19 protein-coding genes are annotated in these 21,206 nt (G+C 63.4%); 11 read left to right on the top strand and 8 right to left on the bottom strand.

Translation table 11 applies throughout. The annotated features are described in order from the left end of the window. Nucleotides 1-27: 27 nt before the first annotated feature. From AC56K1_RS05705 to AC56K1_RS05720, 4 genes are all read right to left on the bottom strand, one after another. Complete coding sequence (locus tag AC56K1_RS05705) at nt 28-1,296, bottom strand: DUF445 domain-containing protein (protein WP_497156876.1); 1,269 nt, start codon at nt 1,294-1,296, stop codon at nt 28-30. 132 nt (nt 1,297-1,428) lie between these two features. Continuing rightward, nucleotides 1,429-2,580, bottom strand: a complete 1,152-nt coding sequence (locus AC56K1_RS05710) for a CaiB/BaiF CoA transferase family protein (protein ID WP_497156877.1) — start codon at nt 2,578-2,580, stop codon at nt 1,429-1,431. 16 nt (nt 2,581-2,596) lie between these two features. Then, on the bottom strand, nt 2,597-3,733 hold the full coding sequence (locus AC56K1_RS05715; RefSeq protein ID WP_497156878.1) for an acyl-CoA dehydrogenase family protein: 1,137 nt from the start codon (nt 3,731-3,733) through the stop codon (nt 2,597-2,599). 17 nt (nt 3,734-3,750) lie between these two features. Continuing rightward, on the bottom strand, nt 3,751-4,932 hold the full coding sequence (locus AC56K1_RS05720; RefSeq protein WP_497156879.1) for a lipid-transfer protein: 1,182 nt from the start codon (nt 4,930-4,932) through the stop codon (nt 3,751-3,753). A gap of 119 nt (nt 4,933-5,051) precedes the next feature. On the opposite strand from AC56K1_RS05720, the gene AC56K1_RS05725 reads away from it, so the two are divergent. Together AC56K1_RS05725 and AC56K1_RS05730 are read left to right on the top strand one after the other, a co-directional pair. After that, a complete protein-coding gene (locus AC56K1_RS05725) occupies nt 5,052-5,687 on the top strand; it encodes a TetR/AcrR family transcriptional regulator (protein WP_497156880.1) in 636 nt (211 codons plus the stop codon). A gap of 100 nt (nt 5,688-5,787) precedes the next feature. Then, a complete protein-coding gene (locus AC56K1_RS05730; protein ID WP_497156881.1) occupies nt 5,788-7,485 on the top strand; it encodes a cation:proton antiporter domain-containing protein in 1,698 nt (565 codons plus the stop codon). 300 nt (nt 7,486-7,785) lie between these two features. On the opposite strand, the gene AC56K1_RS05735 is transcribed toward AC56K1_RS05730, so the two are convergent. Beyond that, a complete protein-coding gene (locus tag AC56K1_RS05735; RefSeq protein WP_497156882.1) occupies nt 7,786-9,741 on the bottom strand; it encodes an AAA family ATPase in 1,956 nt (651 codons plus the stop codon). 699 nt (nt 9,742-10,440) lie between these two features. Here AC56K1_RS05735 and AC56K1_RS05740 point away from each other — a divergent pair. Beyond that, nucleotides 10,441-10,581, top strand: coding sequence for a hypothetical protein (locus AC56K1_RS05740; RefSeq protein WP_497156883.1), 141 nt, complete (start codon nt 10,441-10,443; stop codon nt 10,579-10,581). 167 nt (nt 10,582-10,748) lie between these two features. On the opposite strand, the gene AC56K1_RS05745 is transcribed toward AC56K1_RS05740, so the two are convergent. Then, nucleotides 10,749-11,297 (bottom strand): DUF1697 domain-containing protein, encoded by a 549-nt coding sequence (locus tag AC56K1_RS05745; RefSeq protein ID WP_497156884.1) that lies wholly within the window; start codon nt 11,295-11,297, stop codon nt 10,749-10,751. A 55-nt stretch (nt 11,298-11,352) separates the two neighbouring features. Continuing rightward, nucleotides 11,353-11,958 (bottom strand): glutathione transferase GstA, encoded by a 606-nt coding sequence (gstA, locus tag AC56K1_RS05750; protein WP_497156885.1) that lies wholly within the window; start codon nt 11,956-11,958, stop codon nt 11,353-11,355. A 166-nt stretch (nt 11,959-12,124) separates the two neighbouring features. Here gstA and AC56K1_RS05755 point away from each other — a divergent pair, with 166 nt between their 5' ends. Then, complete coding sequence (locus AC56K1_RS05755) at nt 12,125-12,454, top strand: hypothetical protein (RefSeq protein ID WP_497156886.1); 330 nt, start codon at nt 12,125-12,127, stop codon at nt 12,452-12,454. Further along, entirely contained in the window at nt 12,451-13,305 is an 855-nt protein-coding gene (locus tag AC56K1_RS05760; RefSeq protein WP_497156887.1) for an HDOD domain-containing protein, read from the top strand. The genes AC56K1_RS05755 and AC56K1_RS05760 overlap by 4 nt, the downstream gene beginning before the upstream one ends. Nucleotides 13,306-13,484: 179 nt before the next feature. On the opposite strand, the gene AC56K1_RS05765 is transcribed toward AC56K1_RS05760, so the two are convergent. Further along, nucleotides 13,485-13,883, bottom strand: a complete 399-nt coding sequence (locus tag AC56K1_RS05765) for a hypothetical protein (RefSeq protein ID WP_497156888.1) — start codon at nt 13,881-13,883, stop codon at nt 13,485-13,487. Nucleotides 13,884-14,491: 608 nt separating this feature from the next. Between AC56K1_RS05765 and miaB the strand changes: the two genes are divergently transcribed. The 6 genes from miaB (at nt 14,492) to glyQ (ending at nt 21,198) form a co-directional block, all read left to right on the top strand. After that, nucleotides 14,492-15,853: a tRNA (N6-isopentenyl adenosine(37)-C2)-methylthiotransferase MiaB gene (gene miaB, locus AC56K1_RS05770; RefSeq protein ID WP_497156889.1), complete on the top strand. Its 1,362-nt coding sequence runs from the start codon at nt 14,492-14,494 to the stop codon at nt 15,851-15,853. Continuing rightward, the gene (locus AC56K1_RS05775; RefSeq protein WP_497156890.1) at nt 15,850-16,935 is read left to right on the top strand and encodes a PhoH family protein; all 1,086 of its coding nucleotides are present in this window, start codon (nt 15,850-15,852) and stop codon (nt 16,933-16,935) included. Before miaB ends, AC56K1_RS05775 begins: the two co-directional genes overlap by 4 nt. Next, nucleotides 16,916-17,383 (top strand): rRNA maturation RNase YbeY, encoded by a 468-nt coding sequence (ybeY, locus tag AC56K1_RS05780; protein WP_497156891.1) that lies wholly within the window; start codon nt 16,916-16,918, stop codon nt 17,381-17,383. The genes AC56K1_RS05775 and ybeY overlap by 20 nt, the downstream gene beginning before the upstream one ends. A gap of 218 nt (nt 17,384-17,601) precedes the next feature. After that, the gene (locus tag AC56K1_RS05785) at nt 17,602-18,480 is read left to right on the top strand and encodes a CorC family transporter (protein ID WP_497156892.1); all 879 of its coding nucleotides are present in this window, start codon (nt 17,602-17,604) and stop codon (nt 18,478-18,480) included. After that, nucleotides 18,480-20,057 (top strand): apolipoprotein N-acyltransferase, encoded by a 1,578-nt coding sequence (gene lnt / locus AC56K1_RS05790; protein ID WP_497156893.1) that lies wholly within the window; start codon nt 18,480-18,482, stop codon nt 20,055-20,057. Before AC56K1_RS05785 ends, lnt begins: the two co-directional genes overlap by 1 nt. 211 nt (nt 20,058-20,268) lie before the next feature. After that, a complete protein-coding gene (gene glyQ / locus AC56K1_RS05795) occupies nt 20,269-21,198 on the top strand; it encodes a glycine--tRNA ligase subunit alpha (protein WP_497156894.1) in 930 nt (309 codons plus the stop codon). The last annotated feature ends 8 nt before the right edge of the window (nt 21,199-21,206 follow it).

The following is a 21,206-nucleotide window of genomic DNA, read 5'->3' on the forward strand; positions in this document are numbered from 1 at the left end:
CCTGGGTGATGACAACGAGATGAACGTTTACTGCAACAGCACCGGCACCTGCGACAGCAGGTAAAGCGTGACGCCGATCAGCCCGCCGACGATGGTGCCGTTGATGCGGATGTACTGCAGGTCCTTGCCGATATTGAGTTCGATCTGCTCCGACATCTCGCGATCGTCCCACTGCTTGACGGTGTCCGCGATGTGCCGCGTCAGGTAGCCGGCGAGTTCCGGCGCCATGCCGCGCGCGGCCGCTTCCAGGTTGTCCTGCAGCGAGCGGCGCAGCTGCGGGTCCTCGGCCAGCACCTTGCCGACCCAGGCGCCGGTGGCGATCACGCGCTTGCGCAGGCTGGAATCCTCGCTGTGCAGGTCTTTCTTGAGCCAGCCCTTGAGCTCTTCCCACAGCGAGGCGAGATAGCCGTTCAGGGTCTCGTCGCCCAGCAAATAAGCCTTGATCTCTTCGGCCCGGCCGGCGAAGGACGGATCGGCTTTCAGGCGCTCGATGAACTCCTGGGTGAAGACGTCGAAGCGCTGGCGCAGCGGGTGATGCGGGTCGGCTGCGACCTTGCTCAGGATGCCGGCGGCGAGGCGCACGGCCAGGTCGGCGCCCTTGCGGCCGATAAGTTCCGAGGGCAGCATGCGCTCGATGAAGGCATAGTCTTCCTTGAGCCAGTCGACGATGCCCTGCGAGATCGTGGCTTGCGTATCAAGGTTGTCGAGCAGGTGGGCGAGCTGGTTGATGCCTTCGTTAAGCAGCTCCTGGTGGCGCCCGTCGCGCGTCAGGCTTTCCAGGATGGTGCCGGCGGACTTCGACAGGTCGACGCTGTTGACCATCCCATGCACGGCGCGGCGGATGAAGCCCTGCACCGCGCTGTCCTCGATGAAGTCGAGCATGAAGGAGCCCACCCGCACCAGTTGCTGCCCCAGCAGCTCGGTATTGGCCGGCTTGACCAGCCATTCGGCTACCTTCTGTACCGGGTCGTGGCGCCGGATCAGGGCGATGATCGACTCGGTGTCGAGGAATTTCTCGCGCACGAACAGCGCCAGGTTGTCGGCGATGCGCTCCTTGTTCTTCGGGATGATCTCGGTGTGGCGCGAGACGATGGGAATCGGCACGCGCTTGAACAGCGCGACGACGGCGAACCAGTCGGCCAGCGCGCCGACCATGGCCGCTTCGGAAAAGGCGCGCAGCAGGCCGGTCCACCAGTTCTGCCGCAGGAACAGGGTCAATACGAACAGCAGAGCCGCGCCGACGAAGAACGCGAGCGCGAGCAGTTTGGATTGCCGCAGTTCGGCTTGTTTGGTCATAAGCACCCGAGGTTCGTAGGGTGGGCAGGTTTCCTGCCCACGCGTTCAACAGACGTTCGCGGATCGAACCGCGTTTATTGCCCGCATACGCGATTTGAACGCGCGGGCGGCAGAGCCGCCCACCCTACAATGCTATATGACTTCGCCGGCCCTCAGCGCTTCGATTGACTCTGCCGTAAACCCCCAGTCGGCCAGGATCGCGTCGCTGTCCTGCCCCGGGCTGGATGGCGGCACGGGCGTGGCCGGCGCGGTGCGGGAAAAGCGCGGCGCGGGCGCCGGCTGGCTGACGCCGTCGATGTCGACAAAAGTGCGGCGCGCGGCATTGTGCGGGTGTTTCGGCGCCTCGGCCATGTCAAGCACCGGGGCGAAGCAGACGTCGGTGCCTTCCAGCAGCCGGCACCAGTCGTCGCGCGTACGGGTGGCGAACAGCGCGCCAAACCTCGCCTTCAAATCGGGCCAGTGGGCCTTGTTCCAACGCTTGATGAACACCGGATCGTCCGCCCCGACCAGCGTCAGGAGCTGGGCGTAGAACTGCGGCTCGAGCGCCCCGATCGAGATGAACTTGCCGTCGAGGCAGGCGTAGGTATCGTAGAAGGGCGCGCCGCCATCGAGCAGGTTCGCTTCACGGTTGTCGCTCCAGGCGCCGAAACCGCGCAGTCCGTACATCATGGCGCCCAGCAGTGCCGCGCCGTCGGTCATGGCGGCGTCCACCACCTGCCCCTTGCCCGAGCTGCGCGCTTCCAGCACCGCGCAGACGACGCCGAAGGCGAGCATCATGGCGCCGCCGCCGAAGTCGCCCACCAGGTTGAGCGGGGGCGCGGGCGGTGCGCCGGCGCGGCCCATCGCGTGCAGCATGCCGGACAACGCGACGTAGTTCAGGTCATGCCCGGCGGCCTGCGCCAGCGGCCCGGTCTGGCCCCAGCCCGTCACGCGGCCGTACACCAGCTTCGGATTGCGTTCCAGGCAGGCCTCCGGCCCCAGGCCGAGGCGTTCCATGACGCCGGGGCGGAAGCCTTCCAGCAGCACGTCGGCCTGCGAGATAAGCTGCAACACGGTGACGCGGCCGGCCGCGTTCTTGACGTCGACTGCCAGCGAGCGGCGCCCGCGCGCCATCACGTCGTGGCGCGTGCCGAGCACCGGATAGGGGCTCTCCTCGCTTGCCTTGCCCTTGCGGTCGATGCGGATCACTTCCGCGCCCATATCCGCCAGCATCATCGCGGCGAACGGGCACGGGCCGATTCCCACCATCTCGACGACCCGCACGCCTGCCAATGGTCCTGTCATTCGGATCTCCTTGCCGTCATAGTGAACGGGCGATGATCTCTTTCATGATCTCGTTCGCGCCCCCATAGATGCGCTGAACGCGCGCGTCGACATACATCTGGGCGATCGGGTATTCCAGCATGTAGCCGTAGCCGCCGAACAGCTGCACGCACTGGTCCACGACCTTGCATTGCAGGTCCGAGATCCAGTACTTGGCCATCGAGGCGCGCACGGTATCCATGCGACCTAGAAGCATGTCCTCGATGCAGCGATCGATGAAGATGCGGGCGATGGTGGCTTCGGTCTTGATCTCGGCCAGCACGAAACGGGTGTTCTGCATCTCGATCAGGGCCTGGCCGAAGGCCTTGCGCTCGCGCGTATGCTCGACGGTCAGCTGCAGCGCGCGCTCGATCGCCGCCACGCCGCACACACCTAGAATGGTGCGCTCGTAGGGCAACTCGGTCATCAACTGGGCGAAGCCCTTGCCCTCTTCGCCGCCGAGCACGTTCGCCAGCGGGACGTGGGCGTCATCGAAGAACAGTTCGCAGGTGTCCTGGCCCTTCTGCCCGACTTTTTCGAGGATGCGCCCGACGCGAAAGCCCGGGTTGTCCTTCGTCTCGAGCAGCAGCAGCGACACGCCCTTCGAGCCTGCGGCCGGATCAGTCTTGGCCACCACCAGGATCAGGTCGGCCATGAAGCCGTTCGAGATGAAGGTCTTGGAGCCGCTCACACGGTAGCCGTCGTTGCCGCGTACGGCCGTGGTGCGGATGCCTTTCAGGTCGGAGCCGGCGCCCGGCTCGCTCATGGCGATGGCCGCGATCATTTCGCCGCTGGCCAGGCGCGGCAGGTATTGTTGCTTTTGCTCTTCGGTGCCCTGGTTCAGCAGATAGTGCGCGACGATGGCGTGCACGTGGATGCCGAAGGACGTGTCGCCGGCATACGAGAGCTCCTCGAACACCACCGCCATGTGGGCGAAGCTGCCGCCCGCGCCCCCGTATTCTTCCGGGATGTCGGCCAGCAGCAGGCCCATCTCCCCCGCCTTCGTCCACAGGTCGCGGTCGACGTGCTGCTGCTTGCGCCAGGCGTCCTGGTGTGGGGTGATTTCGCCCGCCACGAAACGGCGCACGGCGTCGCGGAAGGCCTGCAATTCCTCGTTCATCCAGGGGGATGTCATGTCCATTCCAGGCCTCTTCAATCGTTACGGTACATGGTCACGACGCAGGCACCGCCCAGGCCCAGGTTGTGCTGCAGCGCGACGCGCGCGCCGGCTACCTGGCGTGCGGAGGCAGAGCCGCGCAACTGGTGGGTCAGCTCATAGCACTGGGCCAGGCCGGTGGCGCCCAGCGGGTGGCCTTTCGACAGCAGCCCACCGGACGGGTTGGTGACCACCCGCCCGCCATAGGTGTTGTCGCCATCGAGGATGAACTTGTCGGCGCCGCCTTCCGGGCACAGGCCGAGTGCTTCATAGGTAATCAGTTCGTTGTGGGCGAAGCAGTCGTGCAGCTCGACCACGTCGAGGTCTTCCGGGCCGATGCCGGCCTGCTCGTAGACTTTTTGCGCGGCGGCGCGGCTCATGTCGTAGCCGACCAGGCGCATCATGTCACCGGCGTCGAAGGTATCGGGGCGGTCGGTCGTCATCGCCTGGGCGGCGATGTGCACGTCAAGGCGCAGGCCGTGGCGCTTCGCGAAATCTTCGGATACCAGCAGGGCGGCTGCCGCACCGCAGGTCGGCGGGCAGGCCATCAGTCGCGTCATCACGCCCGGCCAGATTTCCGGCGCATCGAGCACGTCCTGCATGGTGACTTCCTTGCGGAACAGCGCCAGCGGGTTGTTCACGGCGTGGCGGCTGGCCTTGACCCGGATGCGGGCAAAGGCCGCCAGCGGCGTGCCGTATTTGTTCATGTGGGCCAGGCCCGCGCCGCCGAAATAACGCAGCGCCAGCGGGATCTCGGGCTTGCCGACCAGGCGGTCGGTCACGGCATCGAAATCGTCGAAGGGGGTCGGGCGGTCGGTGAAGATGGAACCGAGGGCGCCGGGGCTCATCTGCTCGAAGCCCAGTACCAGCACGCATTCGGCCGCGCCGCCGGCAATCGCCTGGCGGCCCAGGAACAGCGCGGTCGAGCCGGTGGAGCAGTTGTTGTTGACGTTGACGATCGGGATGCCGGTCATGCCCACCGCGTACAGCGCCTTCTGGCCGCTGGTGGAATCGCCGTAGACGTAGCCGGCATAGGCCTGCTCGACCAGGTCGTAGGCGACGCCGGCATCCTGCAGCGCGGCCCTGGCGGCTTGTGCGCCCATCTCGTGGTAGGGGCTGCTGGCGCCCGGCTTGGCGAAGGGGATCATCCCGACGCCGCTCACGTACACTTTGTTCATGCCTGTCTCCATGTCTATCTCCTGCCTCCGGCCTGGTCGCACGACCCGGCTTCGATTGTTTATCGATTGATTATAGGTCAGCCGACCTATTTTATGTATGCCTCTGCGATAATCTGGCCATGACGCTCATTCCCGACACCGCCCTGCGCAAGAAATCCTCGATCACCACCGAGAAGGGGCGCGGTCGCGCGCACGACATCCTGCTGGCCGCGCGCGGGCTGCTTGCACAGGAAGGCTATGCCGGCCTGTCGATGCGGCGCGTGGCATCGGATTCCGGCATGAGCCTGTCGAATGTGCAGCACTACTACGGCAGCAAGGAGCAGCTGCTGGAAGCCCTGCTGCTCTACACGATGGACGACTTCCAGGCCAAGATGGACCGTATCGCGGTGGCGATGGCGGGCCGGCCCCAGGTCGAGCGCTTCCTCACCACCGTCGACATGTTCTTGGAAGAGATCACCGACCCGGTCACGCATGCGGTCTTCTTCGAGATCTGGGCGCTGGCCTCGCGCCACCCCTTCGCATCCGATTTGATGGGCAAGATGATGGGGCGCGAACGCAAGGCGATCTATGGCCTGATCCGGGGCTTGAACCCGGGCATCGGCGACGAGGACTACATGGCGCGCGCCGTGCTGATGGTGGCGCAGGTTGAGGGCCTGATGCTGTTCCGCCTCGACCGCCAGGCACGCCCGGCGCAGTTCGAGGCCGTGCGCACATCGGTGCGCAAAGTGCTGCTAACGCTCGCGACTGTGCCATGAACGGCATGTAACCCGCCTACAAACCATATTTAATTCGGGGCTCGAGCCCATCCGTCGCTTATACTCCTGGGGTTGACAACCTGCCACGGAGGCCGCACGGATGCACCATGAACTCAGCCTGATCACCACCATCGCTGCCGCACTGGGCTTCGGCCTCTTGTTCGGCATGCTCGCCATTCGCCTGAAGCTGCCGGCCCTGGTCGGCTACCTCGCCGCCGGCGTGCTGATCGGCCCGGCCACGCCGGGCTTCGTCGCCGACGTGGCGTTGGCCTCGCAACTGGCCGAGATCGGGGTGATGCTGCTGATGTTCGGTGTCGGCCTGCACTTCTCGATGCGCGACCTGCTCGAGGTGAAGGGCATCGCCCTGCCCGGCGCGCTGCTGCAGATCGGCGTGGCGACCGCGATGGGCATGGGCATGGCGCACCTGCTGGGATGGAGCCTGGGTGCGGGACTGGTGTTCGGGCTGGCGCTGTCGGTGGCCAGCACGGTGGTGCTGTTGCGCGCACTCGAGGCGCGCGGCGTGCTCGATTCGATGAACGGGCGCATCGCGGTGGGCTGGCTGGTGGTGGAAGACCTGGTGACGGTGCTGGTGCTGGTGATGCTGCCGGCGCTCGCCGGACCGCTCGGGGGCAAGGGCGATGCCGGCGCCGAGCTGTGGCCCGCCCTGGGCAAGACCCTGCTACAGGTAGGCGCCTTCGTCGCCTTCATGTTGATTATCGGCCGCAAGATCTTCCCGTGGTTCCTGTGGAGGGTTGCCAAGACCGGCTCGCGCGAGCTGTTCACGCTCGCCGTGATCGCGGCGGCGGTCGGTATCGCCTATGGCTCCTCGGCCCTGTTCGGCGTCTCCTTTGCGCTGGGCGCCTTCTTTGCCGGCATGGTGCTGCGCGAGTCGGAACTGAGCCACCGCGCCGCCGAAGAATCGCTGCCGCTGCGCGACGCGTTTTCGGTGCTGTTTTTTGTCTCGGTCGGCATGCTGTTCGACCCGATGGTGCTGGTCGAGTACCCGCTGGAGGTGCTGGCGACGGTCGCCATCATCCTGTTTGGTAAGTCCTTGGCGGCCTTCGTGCTGGTGCTGGTGCTGCGCTACCCGCTCAACACCGCCCTCACCGTCTCGGCCAGCCTGGCCCAGATCGGCGAGTTCTCCTTCATCCTGGCCGCGCTGGGCATGTCGCTCGGCCTGCTGCCGGAACTGGGCCAGAACCTGATCCTGGCAGGCGCCATCATCTCGATCGCGGTCAACCCGCTGCTGTTCACGGCCATCGAGCCGCTGCAGCGCTGGATGCGCGAGCGCTCGGAACTGGCGCGTAAACTCGAAAGCCGCGACGACCCGCTGGCCACGCTGCCGATGGAAACCGCACACGAAAAGCTCAGCGGCCAGGTGGTGCTGGTCGGCTACGGCCGCGTGGGCCGCCGCATCGCTGGAGAGCTGACGGCGCGCGGCGTGCACTTCGTCGTGGCGGAGCAGAACCGCGAACTGGTCGAGCGCCTGCGCGCCGAGGGCATTCCCGCGGTGGCAGGCGACGCCTCGGAGCCGGCGGTGCTGATCCAGGCACACATCACGCACGCGGCGCTGCTGGTGATCGCCACGCCCGACACCTTCCACGTGCGGCGCATGGTGGAGATCGCGCGCATGCTCAACCCGTCGATCCAGGCCGTGGTACGCACGCATAACGAAAGCGAAGCGGTGCTGCTGCGCGAGGATACCGGCGGCAAGGTGTTCGTGGGCGAGGATGAACTGGCGTCGAGCATGACGCGGCATGTGGTGGAGACGCTCAGGGAGCGGGCGACGGTGCATTGAGGTGGGTGCCTGCCACGATATTGATTAGTACCTCTAGCGATAAAACCGTCGCCCCGGCGAAGGCCGGGGCCCAAGTTCGTTGCGTTTCCCACTGCTCATGCGTTTACACGCATAGAACGAGCTAAGGCCGCGCACACAAAACTGGATCCGGCCTTCGCCGGGAGTCATTCCCGCCAGTGGCGGGAATGACGGTTCTCAGGGTAGTGGTGCAAGCAAAGTGGTCACAGCGCCATCGGACCTAAAAAAAACCCGCCGGCTCACGCACGGCGGGTCCAGAAACAGCAAGGTAAATCGTCTAACTTAAGCGGCAACTTCTTCCACGCACAGCTTGAGGTTCGCGTGCCGCCCATGCAGCTGCGACGCGATCATCTCGCTGCGCTCTTCCAGCAGCGCGAACACGGCGTCTTTCGAGAGCACATACTCTTCCATCAGCGTGTCCTTGAGCGACTCGATCAGCAGCTTGTAGTCGCGGATCGCGTTCAGGGTGTAGCTGTAGAGTTCATCGGCCTTTTCTTCCACCAGGCGCAGCGTGTGCTCGCCGCCCACTTCCTTCGAGAGCTGGCTGTAGTCGATCTTCGAGCGCGAGTACATCGACAGGCGGCTGACCATCAGGTTGAGCATCTTGGTGATCTTCTCGATGTCGTTCTGGCTGCCCACCGAGATGCCGCGGGCGCCGTAGAACAGCTCTTCGGCTGCGACGCCGCCGTACAGGCCAACCACGTCACGCTCGAGCTCTTCCAGGGTGCGCAGCGACATGTCTTCGCCCGACTGCAGCACATAGCCCAGCGCGCCGATTTTCGACACCGCTTCGGTGCTGATCTTGAGCAGGTGCGACTTTTCCTTCACTTCGGCCAGGCTCAAGCCCTGGCGCAGGTAGGGGTCGATCTGCATGAAAAAGTGACCCAGTTCGTGCAGGGCGATGCGCTCGCGCTGCTGGTGCTTGTCGAGCGTGGTGGCGCGGTCGGTCAGGCCGATGGTGGCGCGCTCGTAGGCACGGAACAGCAGGTTGGTGTTGATGATCGTCTTTTCCTGGATCGACAGCATGCTGGCACGCTCGACCACGGTTTCCAGCAGCGCCGGGCTGAGGTTCTGGGTGATTTCCGCCACCTGGTCCAGGTTGGTGTCGGTCCAGTCGACCAAGCCATCCTTCTTGCGCGACAGGAAGCTGCGCAGCAATTCCTTGCGCTCGCCCTTGTTCGGCAGGCGGAAATTGATCTTCACCGAGAAGCGGCGCAGCATTGCTTCGTCCATGTCGGTCGAGGAATCGTCGAAGTTCGAGGCGACGATCCAGATCACGCCCTGGCCCTTGTCGCTCTTCACGCCGTCCAGCAGGCCCAGCAGGGTGTTGGCGGTGTCGTCTTCCCACTTCTTTTCGCTGCGGCCACGCGGCATGAACAGCGATTGCGCTTCGTCCAGGAAGATGATGCACTTGCCCTTGGCGCAAGCCTTGCGGTACAGCGCATTGAGCGCCTTCGAGCCGCCGCCGACATAGCCCGATTCCAAGGCCGAACCCGAGGCCGAGATCAGCGGCAGGTTCAGGCGCTTGGCCAGGTAGCCGACCAGCTTGGTCTTGCCGGTGCCGGCCGGGCCGGTGAGCATCACGTTGAACGGCTTGTCGATATTGTGCGACTGGTATTCATCGCGGTTGCGGATCATGTCTTCCAGGTGCAGTACTTCCTGCTTGATGTCTTCCATGCCGATCAGGTCGTCCATGCTGCCCTTGAGCTTGTCCGGGGTGATGACCGACGCGCTCATGCCCATGCCCGGCACGCCGAATTTCAGCAGGTACAGCACCAGCAGCACGACGCCGATGGTCAACCCATAGTTCTTCAGGAAGCTGCCGGTCTTCTCGAACGCGGTTTCGCCCTCGTCCATCACGGCAACGTGGCTGGCCAGGTAGTCGTCCTTGGCGATCGAGTAGGGAATCGCATTCTTGAGCAGCACTTCGCGCTCGAGCGACAGGTGCGAGGTGCTCGGCACCTTGACCACGTGCAGCGCGTTCTCGTCCTTGAACTTGTAAACGTAGCGCGGGGACTCCGACAGCGGCTTGGCAATCAGGAGGTAGTCCAGGCGGCCCTTCTTGGCTGCCAGCTCGGTGATCTCGGCAATATTCTGCGAATGCACCACCGGGGTCAGATCCTGGGGCACGTTAGATTTCCAGATTGCCACTGCCGCGATCACGCCAAGCAGCGCCGCAATGGCGATGCGCACGTAAACGTTCTTGAAGGCAATGTGAAGTCGGGCGAAATTGGGCATCGATTGATCTCTTGCAAAGTTGGGTCGGACAGCGACGGTACTTCAAGGGTGCCGTGCCGGCGTGGTCTCGCGGGATCGGCGGCGGCGCATGGGGCCGCTCAAGGTCCAAACGTGTACGTTTGGTATTGTTTTGATGCCCGAAGGCAATAGGATATGGAGACTATACCTGTAAAAAAAACCGAGGTGTATACCGTACGTCGAAAAAAATCATGAATTCGACGATTATGGAAAATGAGATAACGGAATATATTATGAAGCTAACAGCAAAACTTATCGAACATTCAAAATTACCCGATAACTTTGCGAAAATACATTGATAATAAGAACAATAATTGCATTAATGACAGTGATTACACGAGGCAAATTCGCGACAAGTAAAATCCGCTTGATTGAGCTCAACAGTATGCATCTGCAATCATCCTGATGACTTCTTTACGCAACTCATCGTCCCAATTGAACGCAAGAGTTTATGCGTTTTTGGTATGCTAATCATGTGAGACGAGGATTGTACTGCCTCACCTATATGAGGCTGTACAGGCCGCATGCAAGCAACAGTAAGAAGGAACGGCTATGAAAAGATACGCATTGGCAGCAGCGCTGGCAATATGCCTCGGCAGTAGCGCGCAAGCTGCCGTTATCGATCTCGCTGTAAATAATGCTACGGCAATAAGCGCCCAGCAGCCGGTACGCAATTTGTCCGTGACCCAGCGCCAGGACATCGTCACGCCCCCCACCCACATGTCGGAACTGCCCGAGCCGGAGGTCTTCGCGATGATGCTGGTGGGCCTGATCCTCATCGGCGTCAAGGCGGGCCGCGACAGCAGCGAGAAGTTCAAGTAGCCGTCAGTAGTTAGGATTTATGGCCTAGTGCCCTGCCGGCAGGGTTTTTCACAGACGCATCGGGACCTCGAGAAACCGTAGCGAGCGGAAGAAGCTTTGGCCGAGAAGCGCAGCCGTACTTACGGTACGGCGAGCATCGCAGGCCGAAGATTCGACGCGCAGTAGGTTTATCGAGCGTCCCCACACAAGGCGTGCAGCTTCATTAGGGTGTTCCAGTTGCGCGAGGTGGTTGCATCGCCCAGGTGCTTCCCGAGCGCAGTGGCTGCCGCGCTATCGAGCATCCCGTCCGGACACCAGACATAGGCCGCGCGCTCGCCCAGGGCCAGCCGGTCGCAGCCCCAGTCCTTGCCGTCGAGCGCGGCCAGCTTCTCGCGCTGTGCGGGGTCGCCCAGCAGGAACACGATCAAACGGGCGTGATCGTCCGCCACCTCGAGCAGGGGATTGTCGTCGATGACGGCGGACAGCTCGCTGCGTTCCAGCACGAAGACGCGCGCCGCCACGCCCAGCTTGAGCACCAGCGCTTCCTCGATCGCCCCGGCGGCCTCGCTGGCCGAGGTGCCGGGCGCCTGGAAGACGACGTTGCCGCTATTGAGGACGCTGCGCACGCCGGAATAGCCCAGCCCTTCGACCAGCGCGCACAGGTCGGCCATGGCGACCCGCTTGGCGCGCCCAACATTGATTCCCCGCAAAAATGCGACGTAGCAGTGGCTGGTCATGGGCGCGATCTTACCTCAGGCGATCGCGGCGCGGCGCGTCGTGTATGCCCGGTGCTCAGGCCAGGCCTTCGGCGCGCATGGCTTCCTGCACGGCCGGGAGCGCGGCAACGCGTGCCTGGTAGGCTTGCAGCACCGGCCAGTCGGCCAGGCTGAACTTGGCGAAGCCGGCCCAGTTCAGCACTGTGAACAGGTAGGCGTCGGCGATCGTGAACTGGCTGCCCGCCAGGAACTGCCCGCCTTCGAGCTTGCCCGCAAGGTAGTCCAGCGGACGCGCCAGGCCGGCCCACGCGGCGGCGCGGCCTTCTTCGGTGCAGCCTGGGGTGAAGAGCGGCGTGAAGCGCTTGTGCAATTCAGTGGCGACGTAGTTCAGGCTTTCCATCAGCTGGTAGCGCTCGAAGCTTCCCATGGCCGGGGCCAGTTGCGCGCCAGGTGCCTGGTCGGCGATGTATTGCAGCAGCACGGCCGCTTCGGTCAGCACCTTGCCATTGTCCAGCTGCAAGGCCGGGACCGAACCCTTGTCGTTGATCTCGCGGAAGTCGCCCCCGCCGGCGAGGGCCTTGGTCTTCAGGCTGACGCGTTCGACCGAGAACGGCAGGCCGGCGGCGATGAGGGCGATATGCGGAGCGAGCGAGCAGGCGCCCGGGCTGACGTAGAGTTTCATGGAAGTCCTTTGGCAATGGGCGACACGGGTCGCGAACCTGAAAGCGTACAACATTTTCATTGCTGCATTTAAAAAGAGCGCTGCGCTGACGCGACAGTTGCTGCGCGCAAGCACCAGTCCGGGCGGGGCCAATGATAAGATCGATCAGCTGATAACAGGAGGAACGATGAGCAATACCTATGAGCTGGTGCCAATGGCGCACTTGTTCCCCGGCATGGTGCTGGCCGACGTGCTGCTCGACGAGCACGGCCACGTCTTGCTGGCCGAAGGCGCCATCCTGAGCGAGGCGACGATCGCTTCGCTGGCGCGGCATGGTGTCGCCGCAGTGCCGGTGGCGCGCGCCCTTCCCCTGGCCCAGCCCAGCGCGGCAGCGGTACAGGAGCGCCTCGACCATTTGTTCCGCCGCAACGAGCGCGAGGACCACGCCGACTGGGCCACCGGTCTGCTGCGCCGCTACGTCGAGGATTACCGCCTTAAACGCGGAGTGGCGCCATGAGCGCGCCGCTGGACGCGGTAAGCGTCGAGGAGTTGATTGGTAACGTGGAGGACCTGCCCTCGCTGCCGGCTGTCGTCATGGAACTGCTGGGCAGCATCGACCAGGAAAACGTCGACATCGCCGTGCTGGCCAAAAAAGTGGCGAACGATCCGGCGCTGACGGCCAAGACCCTGCGCCTGGCCAATTCCTCGGCCTTCGGGTTGCAAGTCAAAGCCACGACCATCCAGCAGGCCATGACCTTCCTCGGTTTCCAGACCACGCGCAACCTGATTACGGCGGCCGCGCTGACCGGGTGCTTCCCGGCGGGACGCTGCCCGGGCTTCAACGACAAGGCTTTCTGGCGCCATTCGATCGCCACCGCCGCCTGCGCGCGGGTGCTGGCGCGGCGGGTGCGCTTCAATCCCGATTACGCGTTCACGGCCGGCCTGCTGCACGACATCGGGCGGCTGGTGCTGGTCTCGCGTTTCCCGGAGCGTTACCAGGCGGTCTTGTCGCTACGCGACAAGAAGGATTGCGAGCTGATCGAAGCCGAGCGTGCCCTGCTGGGCATCGACCATGTCGACGCCGGCGTGGCCCTGGCTGCGCACTGGAATTTCTCCGACACCATGCGCCAGGCGATTGCCTTCCACCACATGCCTGAAGCGCAGGGCGCAGGTTTTCTGGCGACCATCGTGCACGTGGCGAGCGCCGTCGTGCACGCGCTGGACCTGGCGGGCAATCCGGACGAGCTGGTGCCCCGCGTGTCTGCGGTGGCCTGGACGGCCCTGGGGCTGACGGAAGAAGCGTGGCTGCAGGCCTTCCACGATACGGAGCTGCAGTATGAGGAAATGACGGCCGTCCTGATGGCTTGAAGAAGCCAGGCGCCTTTAGCGGTCGCCGATCAGGCTTGCCAAAAAGAAAAGTGAAGAGGAAACGCCGAAAAGGCGCCGAAAGACGCCGGAAGGAACCGGCGCGGCACTGCGCTCAGCGCGCGGTGCCGCAGGTCGCTGATACCGAAGGCACGACAGTCGCGGCTGTCATGCCCGCGGCATTAGTGAGCATAATTGCCGGACGAGGACGACGGAGTCGTTTCGTTGTTCTGTTGCGGTTGCTGTTGCTGGGCTGCTGCGGCTGCGGCGGCCTGTGCTGCTTTCTCTTCTGGCTTCGGACGACCTTGTGCATCCGACAGGCGGTATTTGGTACGGCGATCGCCCATCAAGTCACGCAGGTCGCGGATGCTCATGCCGGTTACTTCGTGCATGCGGATCAGCAGCGAGGCGCCGACCGGCAGGCGGTGGTGGCGGATCTTGCTGATGACTGGCGGCGCGACTTCGAGCATGCGCGACAGCGCAGCATCGTTCTTCAGTTGCATCTTGCCGAGCAGGATATCCAGCAGGTGGTTTGGATTGTAGCTTTCTTGCGAAGACAGAGCATGATGATGTTGTGCCATGATGTTTACCTCTTTAGTTGGTTAATAGTTCCCTTACGAACTTTTGTTAAAGCTAGATTTCCTTAACATCAGTTCCCGGACTACCTTGCGGTGATTTAACAGGCTGAACCTGAAGATCCCCTTAAGAAACGTACCGGATCGCATGCCCCCGCGTTACCTCTCCGCATACGAACTTGTATTTCAAACAAATTATCAGGCTCATCCACTACCAGTACATCCGAGCAGCACATGTGACTCATTGTCTCAAATCAAGCTATCGTGCGGAAAGCTTATCACATAGACATTTCAGCACATGGGGATAATTTGTGGCGCACGCAAGAGATTTCTTCAATTAATTTTCCTATCAGAAGTCAGACCGAACTCATTGATTTACATAAGGAAATAAATTTATCCGGATAGACTCAACAGGACAGGTTCTCGCCCTGAAACATCATCGCACATTTAACAATCTGAGCATAATTATAATTACTTTAGGTTAAGAAAGTAATCATTCCCAGTGGCATAAAAATCCGTCGCGCACATGCCCGTTTCGAGGGCAGTAGCCGATTTACGCTAAACTGGGCACCTTGTATTGCCACAGCACCAGCTCCCCTCTTACACAGCACTCCATGCAGAAAAAAGTATTCATCAAAACCTTCGGCTGCCAGATGAACGAGTACGACTCGGACAAGATGGCGGATGTCCTCGGTGCCTCCGATGGACTGGTCCGTACCGATACGCCGGAAGACGCCGATGTCATCCTGCTGAACACTTGTTCCGTGCGCGAAAAGGCGCAAGAGAAAGTGTTCTCGGACCTGGGCCGCTTCAAGGCGCTCAAGCGCGACAAGCCGGACCTGGTAATCGGCGTGGGTGGCTGCGTGGCATCGCAGGAGGGGCAAGCCATCGTCCGCCGGGCGCCGCACGTCGACGTCGTGTTCGGCCCGCAAACCCTGCACCGCCTGCCGCAGCTGATCCGCGAGCGCCGCAGCAGCGGCAATGCCCAGGTCGACATCAGCTTTCCGGAAATCGAAAAGTTCGATCACTTGCCGCCAGCCAAGGTGGACGGCGCCGTGGCCTATGTGTCGATCATGGAAGGCTGCAGCAAGTACTGCAGCTATTGCGTGGTGCCCTATACCCGTGGCGAGGAAGTGTCGCGCCCGTTTGACGATGTGCTGACCGAATGCGCCGGCCTGGCCGCACAGGGCGTGAAGGAAATCATGCTGCTGGGCCAGAACGTGAATGCCTACCGTGGCGCCATGGCCGGCGGCGACATCGCCGACTTCGCCCTGCTGCTGGAATACATCGCCGACATCCCCGGCGTCCAGCGCCTGCGCTACGTGACCAGCCATCCGAAGGAATTCACCCAGCGCCTGATCGACGCCTACGCCAAGATCCCGCAGCTGGTGAACCATATCTATTTACCGGTGCAGCACGGCTCCGACCGCATCCTCGGCGCCATGAAGCGCGGCTATACCGGCCTCGAGTACAAATCGATCATCCGCCGCATCCGCGCGGTGCGGCCTTCGATGACGTTCTCGTCCGACTTCATCGTCGGCTTCCCCGGCGAGACCGAAGCCGATTTCGAGGCCATGATGAAGCTCGTGGCCGACGTCGGCTTCGACAACAGTTTCAGTTTTATCTTCAGCAAGCGTCCGGGCACCCCGGCCGCCAACCTCGACGACGACACCCCGCACGAGGTCAAGCTCGCGCGCCTGCAGCGCCTGCAGGCCCTGATCGACGTCAACACCCGCAAGTACAGCGCGGCCATGGTCGGCACCGTCCAGCGCGTGCTGGTCGAAGGTCCGTCGAAGAAAGACGAAGGGCAATTGCAGGGACGCTGCGAGAACAATCGCGTGGTCCACTTTTTCCCGGAAACGACCGGTCCGTCCCTGGTGGGCCAGCTGGTCGACCTGCGGATCACCGCCAGCCATGATTATTTCCTGCGCGGCGAACTCGTCGCTCACTCACATACGATTGCCAAAGCCAGTTGAAAAATACCCCATCCCAGCCTTCCTATTTCATCCCCGAGCCGCTCGACAACACGCGGCTTGCCCACCTGTGCGGCCCGCTCGACGAGAATTTGCGCCAGATTTCGGCCGCGCTTGACGTCACCGTCTTCCGGCGCGGCGAGAAATTCATCGTCACCGGCACCAATGCCGACTGCGCGGTCGAACTGCTCGAGCGTTTCTACGCGGTGGCCAACAAGGTCGTGCCGATCGAAGAAGTGCAGCTGGCCCTGGTGGAACAGCGCGTCGGCCTGAAGCCGCGCAACGCTGCGGAAGCCGAGCCGGCTGCGAAAGAAGCGCCCGCCGCCGGCGCGGACGACACCGAGGACGGCGTCGCGCCCGAACTGGTCAGCCCGACGCTCAAGACCCGCCGCAGCGATTTGCGCGGCCGCACGCCGCACCAGATCGAATACCTGAACGCGGTCCTCGAGCACGACATCAGCTTCGGCGTCGGCCCGGCCGGCACCGGCAAGACCTATCTGGCGGTGGCCTGCGCGGTGGACGCGCTCGAGCGCGATGCGGTCAAGCGCATCATCCTGACCCGCCCCGCGGTGGAAGCGGGCGAGCGCCTCGGCTTCCTGCCCGGCGACCTGAGCCAGAAAGTCGACCCTTACCTGCGTCCGCTGTACGACGCGCTGTACGACCTGCTCGGCTTCGACCGCACCCAGAAGATGTTCGAGAAGCAGGTCATCGAGATCGCCCCGCTGGCATACATGCGCGGCCGCACGCTGAACCACGCTTTCGTGATCCTGGATGAAGCGCAGAACACGACGGTGGAGCAGATGAAGATGTTCCTGACCCGGATCGGCTTCGGCAGCAAGGCCGTGATCACGGGCGACGTGACCCAGGTCGACCTGCACAAGACGCAGCGCTCGGGCCTGGTCGATGCCATGCACGTGCTCAAGAACGTGCGCGGCATCAAATTCACCCAGTTCGCCAGCGTGGACGTGGTGCGCCACCCGCTGGTCGGGCGCATCATCGACGCCTACGAGAGCAATGCCTCGATCGAGGAACTGGCCGCCCTCCCCAAACCGCTACCTGTGAAAAATGCAAGAAAAAAAACATGATCTCGACCTCGACGTCCAGTACGCCGACACGCGCCTCGAGAAAGAGCTGACCGAGGAGATGCTGACGCGCTGGGTGCAGGCGGCCCTGCTCGGCCCGGCCGAGCTGACCATCCGCTTCGTCGACGCGGCAGAGGGCCAGACGCTGAACCGCACCTACCGCGGCAAGGACTACGCGACCAACGTCCTCACCTTTGCCTACAACGAAGGCGAGGAACTGGGCGCGGACGACCCGACCCAGGCCGACATCATCCTGTGCACCGACGTCTTGCTGCGCGAAGCCGACGAGCAGAAAAAGACGATCGAGGAGCACGCGGCCCACCTGGTGGTGCACGGCGTGCTGCACGCGCAGGGCTATGACCACGACCACGACGAGGAAGCCGACGAAATGGAACAGTTCGAGCGGGATATCATGGAGGTGCTGGGGTATCCGGATCCGTATTCGGATTGATGTAGGGTGGGCGGGGCCTCCCGCCCGCGCATTCAACCGGTTGCCGGCACAACCGCGATATATTAAATGGACGCAATCGCCGCGTGGGCGCACGGGAGGCCACTGGCCTCCCAGGCCTCGCCCACCCTACGAAAACCGACTGAGCAGCCGCTTACGAATTCAGGATTTGCCCTTTTGGTGTATCCTATACCCATCGCAACAACGGCTTCACGCCAACTATGCCCGAGTATCCCAGTGACGTCCGATCGGACGCCAAACCCCACCGGTCGCTGTTTGAACGGCTGACCGCACTGATTTCCCCCGAACCTGAAAATCGCGCAGAACTCCTCGAAGTGCTGCACGAAGCCCATGAACGCAACCTGATCGATGCCGACGCACTCTCGATGATCGAGGGCGTGTTTCAGGTATCCGACCTGTCCGTGCGCGACATCATGGTCCCGCGTTCCCAGATGGACGTCATCGACATCACCAAACCGATCGAGGAATGGCTGCCGGTCGTGATGGAAACGCAACACTCGCGCTTCCCTGCCATCGATGGCGAGCGCGACAAGGTGGTCGGCATCCTGCTGGCCAAGGATTTGCTACGCTATTACGCTGAAGAAACTTTCGACGTGCGCGCCATGCTGCGCCCGGCGATCTTCATCCCGGAATCGAAGCGCCTGAACGTGCTGCTGCGCGATTTCCGCGCCAACCACAACCACATGGCCATCGTCGTTGACGAGTACAGCGGCGTGGCCGGCCTGATCACCATCGAGGACGTGCTCGAGCAGATCGTCGGCGACATCGAAGACGAATACGACTTCGACGAAGAAGAAGACAATGTCCTGTCAATCAAGGAGGGCCAGCTAGGGCCCCGCTGGCGCGTCAAGGCGCTGACCGAGATCGAGCAGTTCAACGAAGAGATCGGCGCCGACCTGCTCGATACCGATGCCGACACCATCGGCGGCCTGGTGGCCAGCCACCTGGGCCGCATGCCGCACAAGGGCGAGGTCTTCGACCTGGAAGGCCTGCGTTTCGAGGTGCTGCGCGCCGACGCGCGCCAGATCCACGTTCTGCTGGTCGAAAAGCTGCCCTACGCCCAGGACGGCCGCGAGTAATGCTGCGCCGTCGTACCCAGCCTTCCACTACGACTGATCCGGTCGCCCGCCCCGCCACGCCCTCGCCGAAAGCGCTGGTCCTGATGGCGCTCGCCGGCGCGCTCTCCCTGCTCTCGTTCGAGCCATTCGGCTGGTGGCCGGTGCAGTTCCTGTCGCTTGCCTACTTCTTCTACCGGGTCGGCGTCGAGAACTCGCCGCGCCATGGCCTGCTCCTGGGCTGGGCCTTCGGCTTCGGCTGGTCGGTGGCCGGCATGCACTGGCTCTACATTGCCGTCACCCGCTTCGGCGGCCTGCCCGCCATCCTGGGCGCGATCTCGATTGCCCTGCTGGGCTTGTACATGGGCCTGTTCGGCGCCTTCGCCGGCGGCGCCGCCTCCTGGTTGCGCCGCAAGTGGTCGCTGCCTGTGACCGCCTTCGTGCTGCTGGCGCTGCCCGTCACCTGGGGCGTGTCGGAATGGCTGCGCGGCTGGGTCTTTACCGGCTTCCCCTGGGCTTCCTCGGGTTATGCCCACAATGTCTCGCCCCTGGCTGGCTATGCGCCCCTGGTGGGCGTGTACGGCGTCGGCATCCTCGCTGCCCTGTGCGCGGGCTGCCTGGCCATGCTGACCCAGCGCAAGCGCTGGCGCGCCCTCGGCCTGTTCGCCGCGGTCATGGCGGCCGGCTTCGGCCTCAAGCAGATTCACTGGACCCAGGACGTCGGCCAGCCCTTGACGGTGCGCCTGCTGCAGGGCGACGTGCGCCAGGACCAGAAATTCGACGTGGCGTACCTAGCAGACATCATCGGGCGCTACCGCGGCATGATCATGGCCGCCCCGGCCGACCTGATCGCCACGCCGGAAACCGCGATACCCGTCACGCCCTACCAGCTTCCGGACGGCTACCTGAATGCGCTGCAGGGCTATGCCACGCAGACGGGCAGCCACCTGATGCTCGGCATCCCGATGATGGACAGCCCGACCCAGTATGCCAACAGCGTGATCGCCTACGGCCCCGGTTCGCAGCCCTACCGCTACGACAAGCATCACCTGGTGCCCTTCGGCGAATTCATCCCGCCGGGCTTCCGCTGGTTCACCGATTTGATGCACATCCCGCTGGGCGACCAGACCCGCGGCAAGGCCCTGCAGGCGCCCTTCCCGGTCAAGGACCAGCTGGTGCTGCCGAATATCTGCTACGAGGACGCCTTCGGCGAAGAGATCGCGGCCCAGCTGCGCAACGCGCCGAAAGCGGCGACGCTGCTGCTGAACGTGTCGAACCTGGCCTGGTATGGCGAATCGGTGGCGATCCCGCAGCACCTGCAGATTTCGCAGATGCGCTCGATCGAAACCGGCCGCCCGATGCTGCGCTCGACGAATAACGGCGCCACCGCCATCATCGACGCGCGCGGCCATATCGTTCAGCAGCTGCCCTTCTATGGCCGCGGCGTTTTGACCGCCACCGTGCGCGGCACCGAAGGCTTCACGCCGTATATCCGCTTCGGCAACCTGGCTTTCCTGTTGCTGGGCGGCCTGATGCTGGCCGGCGCATGGTACGCCGGGTTCCGTAGGGTGGCCGGCTCCGCCGGCCGCGCGTCCAACTGACGGACGCCCTGTGGCACCGCGCCTGGTCGTTGAATGCGCGGTCGGGCAAGCCGACCACCCTACAAATGCGATCGGCCGCGTCTATCCATAAACTGCGAAATCCAACTGCTGAGCTGAATCACTCCCCAGAGTCCCGCCAAAATTCAGTAGAATTAGTCATTTGGCAAATTAACCGTGTCTGCGGCTTCATCCCCGCGCCGTTCCCTACAAGATGCTCACATTCCAACAAATCATCCTGACCCTGCAATCCTATTGGGACAAGCAGGGCTGCGCACTGCTGCAGCCTTACGACATGGAAGTCGGCGCCGGCACCTTCCACACCGGTACCTTCCTGCGCGCGATCGGCCCCGAGCCCTGGCGCGCCGCCTATGTGCAGCCCTCACGCCGCCCGAAGGACGGCCGCTATGGCGAGAACCCGAACCGCCTGCAGCACTATTATCAGTACCAGGTGGTGCTCAAGCCGGCGCCGGAAAACATCCTCGAGCTCTACCTCGGTTCGCTCGAGGCGCTGGGCCTGGACCTGAAGAAGAACGACGTGCGCTTCGTCGAGGACGACTGGGAAAGCCCCACCCTGGGCGCCTGGGGCCTGGGCTGGGAAGTCTGGCTCAACGGCATGGAAGTCACGCAGTTCACCTATTTCCAGCAGGTCGGCGGCCTCGATTGCAAGCCGGTGCTGGGCGAAATCACCTATGGCGTCGAGCGCCTGGCGATGTACCTGCAGGGCGTCGAGAACGTGTATGACCTGGTCTGGACCACGTGGGAAGAAAACGGCGCGGCCGGCGAACCGGTTACCAAGACGCTGAAATACGGCGACGTCTTCCACCAGAACGAAGTCGAGCAGTCGACCTACAACTTCGAGCACGCCAATACCGAGCTGCTGTTCCAGGCCTTCGCCAACCACGAGGCCGAGGCCAAGCGCCTGGTCGAACTGGCGCTGACCCTGCCCGCTTACGAGCAGATCATGAAGGCCTCGCACAGCTTCAACATGCTCGATGCACGCGGCGCCATCTCCGTGACCGAGCGCGCCGCCTATATCGGCCGCGTGCGCACGCTGTCGCGCCTCGTGGCGCAGGCCTATTACGACTCGCGCGAGAAGCTCGGCTTCCCAATGCTCCCGGCTGCCGACAAAGCCGCAGCCTGAGCGGAACA

This window comes from Telluria sp. ZB4P37 (genome assembly GCF_059685855.1).

Bases quoted from the DNA above. Each gene is read 5' to 3' on its own strand.
- AC56K1_RS05735 (WP_497156882.1), bottom strand. From the start codon at position 9,741: ATGCCCAATTTCGCCCGACTTCACATTGCCTTCAAGAACGTTTACGTG.
- AC56K1_RS05765 (WP_497156888.1), bottom strand. From the start codon at position 13,883: ATGGCACAACATCATCATGCTCTGTCTTCGCAAGAAAGCTACAATCCA.
- ybeY (WP_497156891.1), top strand. From the start codon at position 16,916: ATGCAAGAAAAAAAACATGATCTCGACCTCGACGTCCAGTACGCCGAC.
- AC56K1_RS05755 (WP_497156886.1), top strand. From the start codon at position 12,125: ATGAGCAATACCTATGAGCTGGTGCCAATGGCGCACTTGTTCCCCGGC.
- AC56K1_RS05760 (WP_497156887.1), top strand. From the start codon at position 12,451: ATGAGCGCGCCGCTGGACGCGGTAAGCGTCGAGGAGTTGATTGGTAAC.
- AC56K1_RS05725 (WP_497156880.1), top strand. From the start codon at position 5,052: ATGACGCTCATTCCCGACACCGCCCTGCGCAAGAAATCCTCGATCACC.
- AC56K1_RS05745 (WP_497156884.1), bottom strand. From the start codon at position 11,297: ATGACCAGCCACTGCTACGTCGCATTTTTGCGGGGAATCAATGTTGGG.
- AC56K1_RS05705 (WP_497156876.1), bottom strand. From the start codon at position 1,296: ATGACCAAACAAGCCGAACTGCGGCAATCCAAACTGCTCGCGCTCGCG.
- miaB (WP_497156889.1), top strand. From the start codon at position 14,492: ATGCAGAAAAAAGTATTCATCAAAACCTTCGGCTGCCAGATGAACGAG.
- AC56K1_RS05720 (WP_497156879.1), bottom strand. From the start codon at position 4,932: ATGAACAAAGTGTACGTGAGCGGCGTCGGGATGATCCCCTTCGCCAAG.
- AC56K1_RS05785 (WP_497156892.1), top strand. From the start codon at position 17,602: ATGCCCGAGTATCCCAGTGACGTCCGATCGGACGCCAAACCCCACCGG.
- gstA (WP_497156885.1), bottom strand. From the start codon at position 11,958: ATGAAACTCTACGTCAGCCCGGGCGCCTGCTCGCTCGCTCCGCATATC.
- AC56K1_RS05710 (WP_497156877.1), bottom strand. From the start codon at position 2,580: ATGACAGGACCATTGGCAGGCGTGCGGGTCGTCGAGATGGTGGGAATC.
- AC56K1_RS05730 (WP_497156881.1), top strand. From the start codon at position 5,788: ATGCACCATGAACTCAGCCTGATCACCACCATCGCTGCCGCACTGGGC.
- AC56K1_RS05715 (WP_497156878.1), bottom strand. From the start codon at position 3,733: ATGACATCCCCCTGGATGAACGAGGAATTGCAGGCCTTCCGCGACGCC.
- lnt (WP_497156893.1), top strand. From the start codon at position 18,480: ATGCTGCGCCGTCGTACCCAGCCTTCCACTACGACTGATCCGGTCGCC.
- glyQ (WP_497156894.1), top strand. From the start codon at position 20,269: ATGCTCACATTCCAACAAATCATCCTGACCCTGCAATCCTATTGGGAC.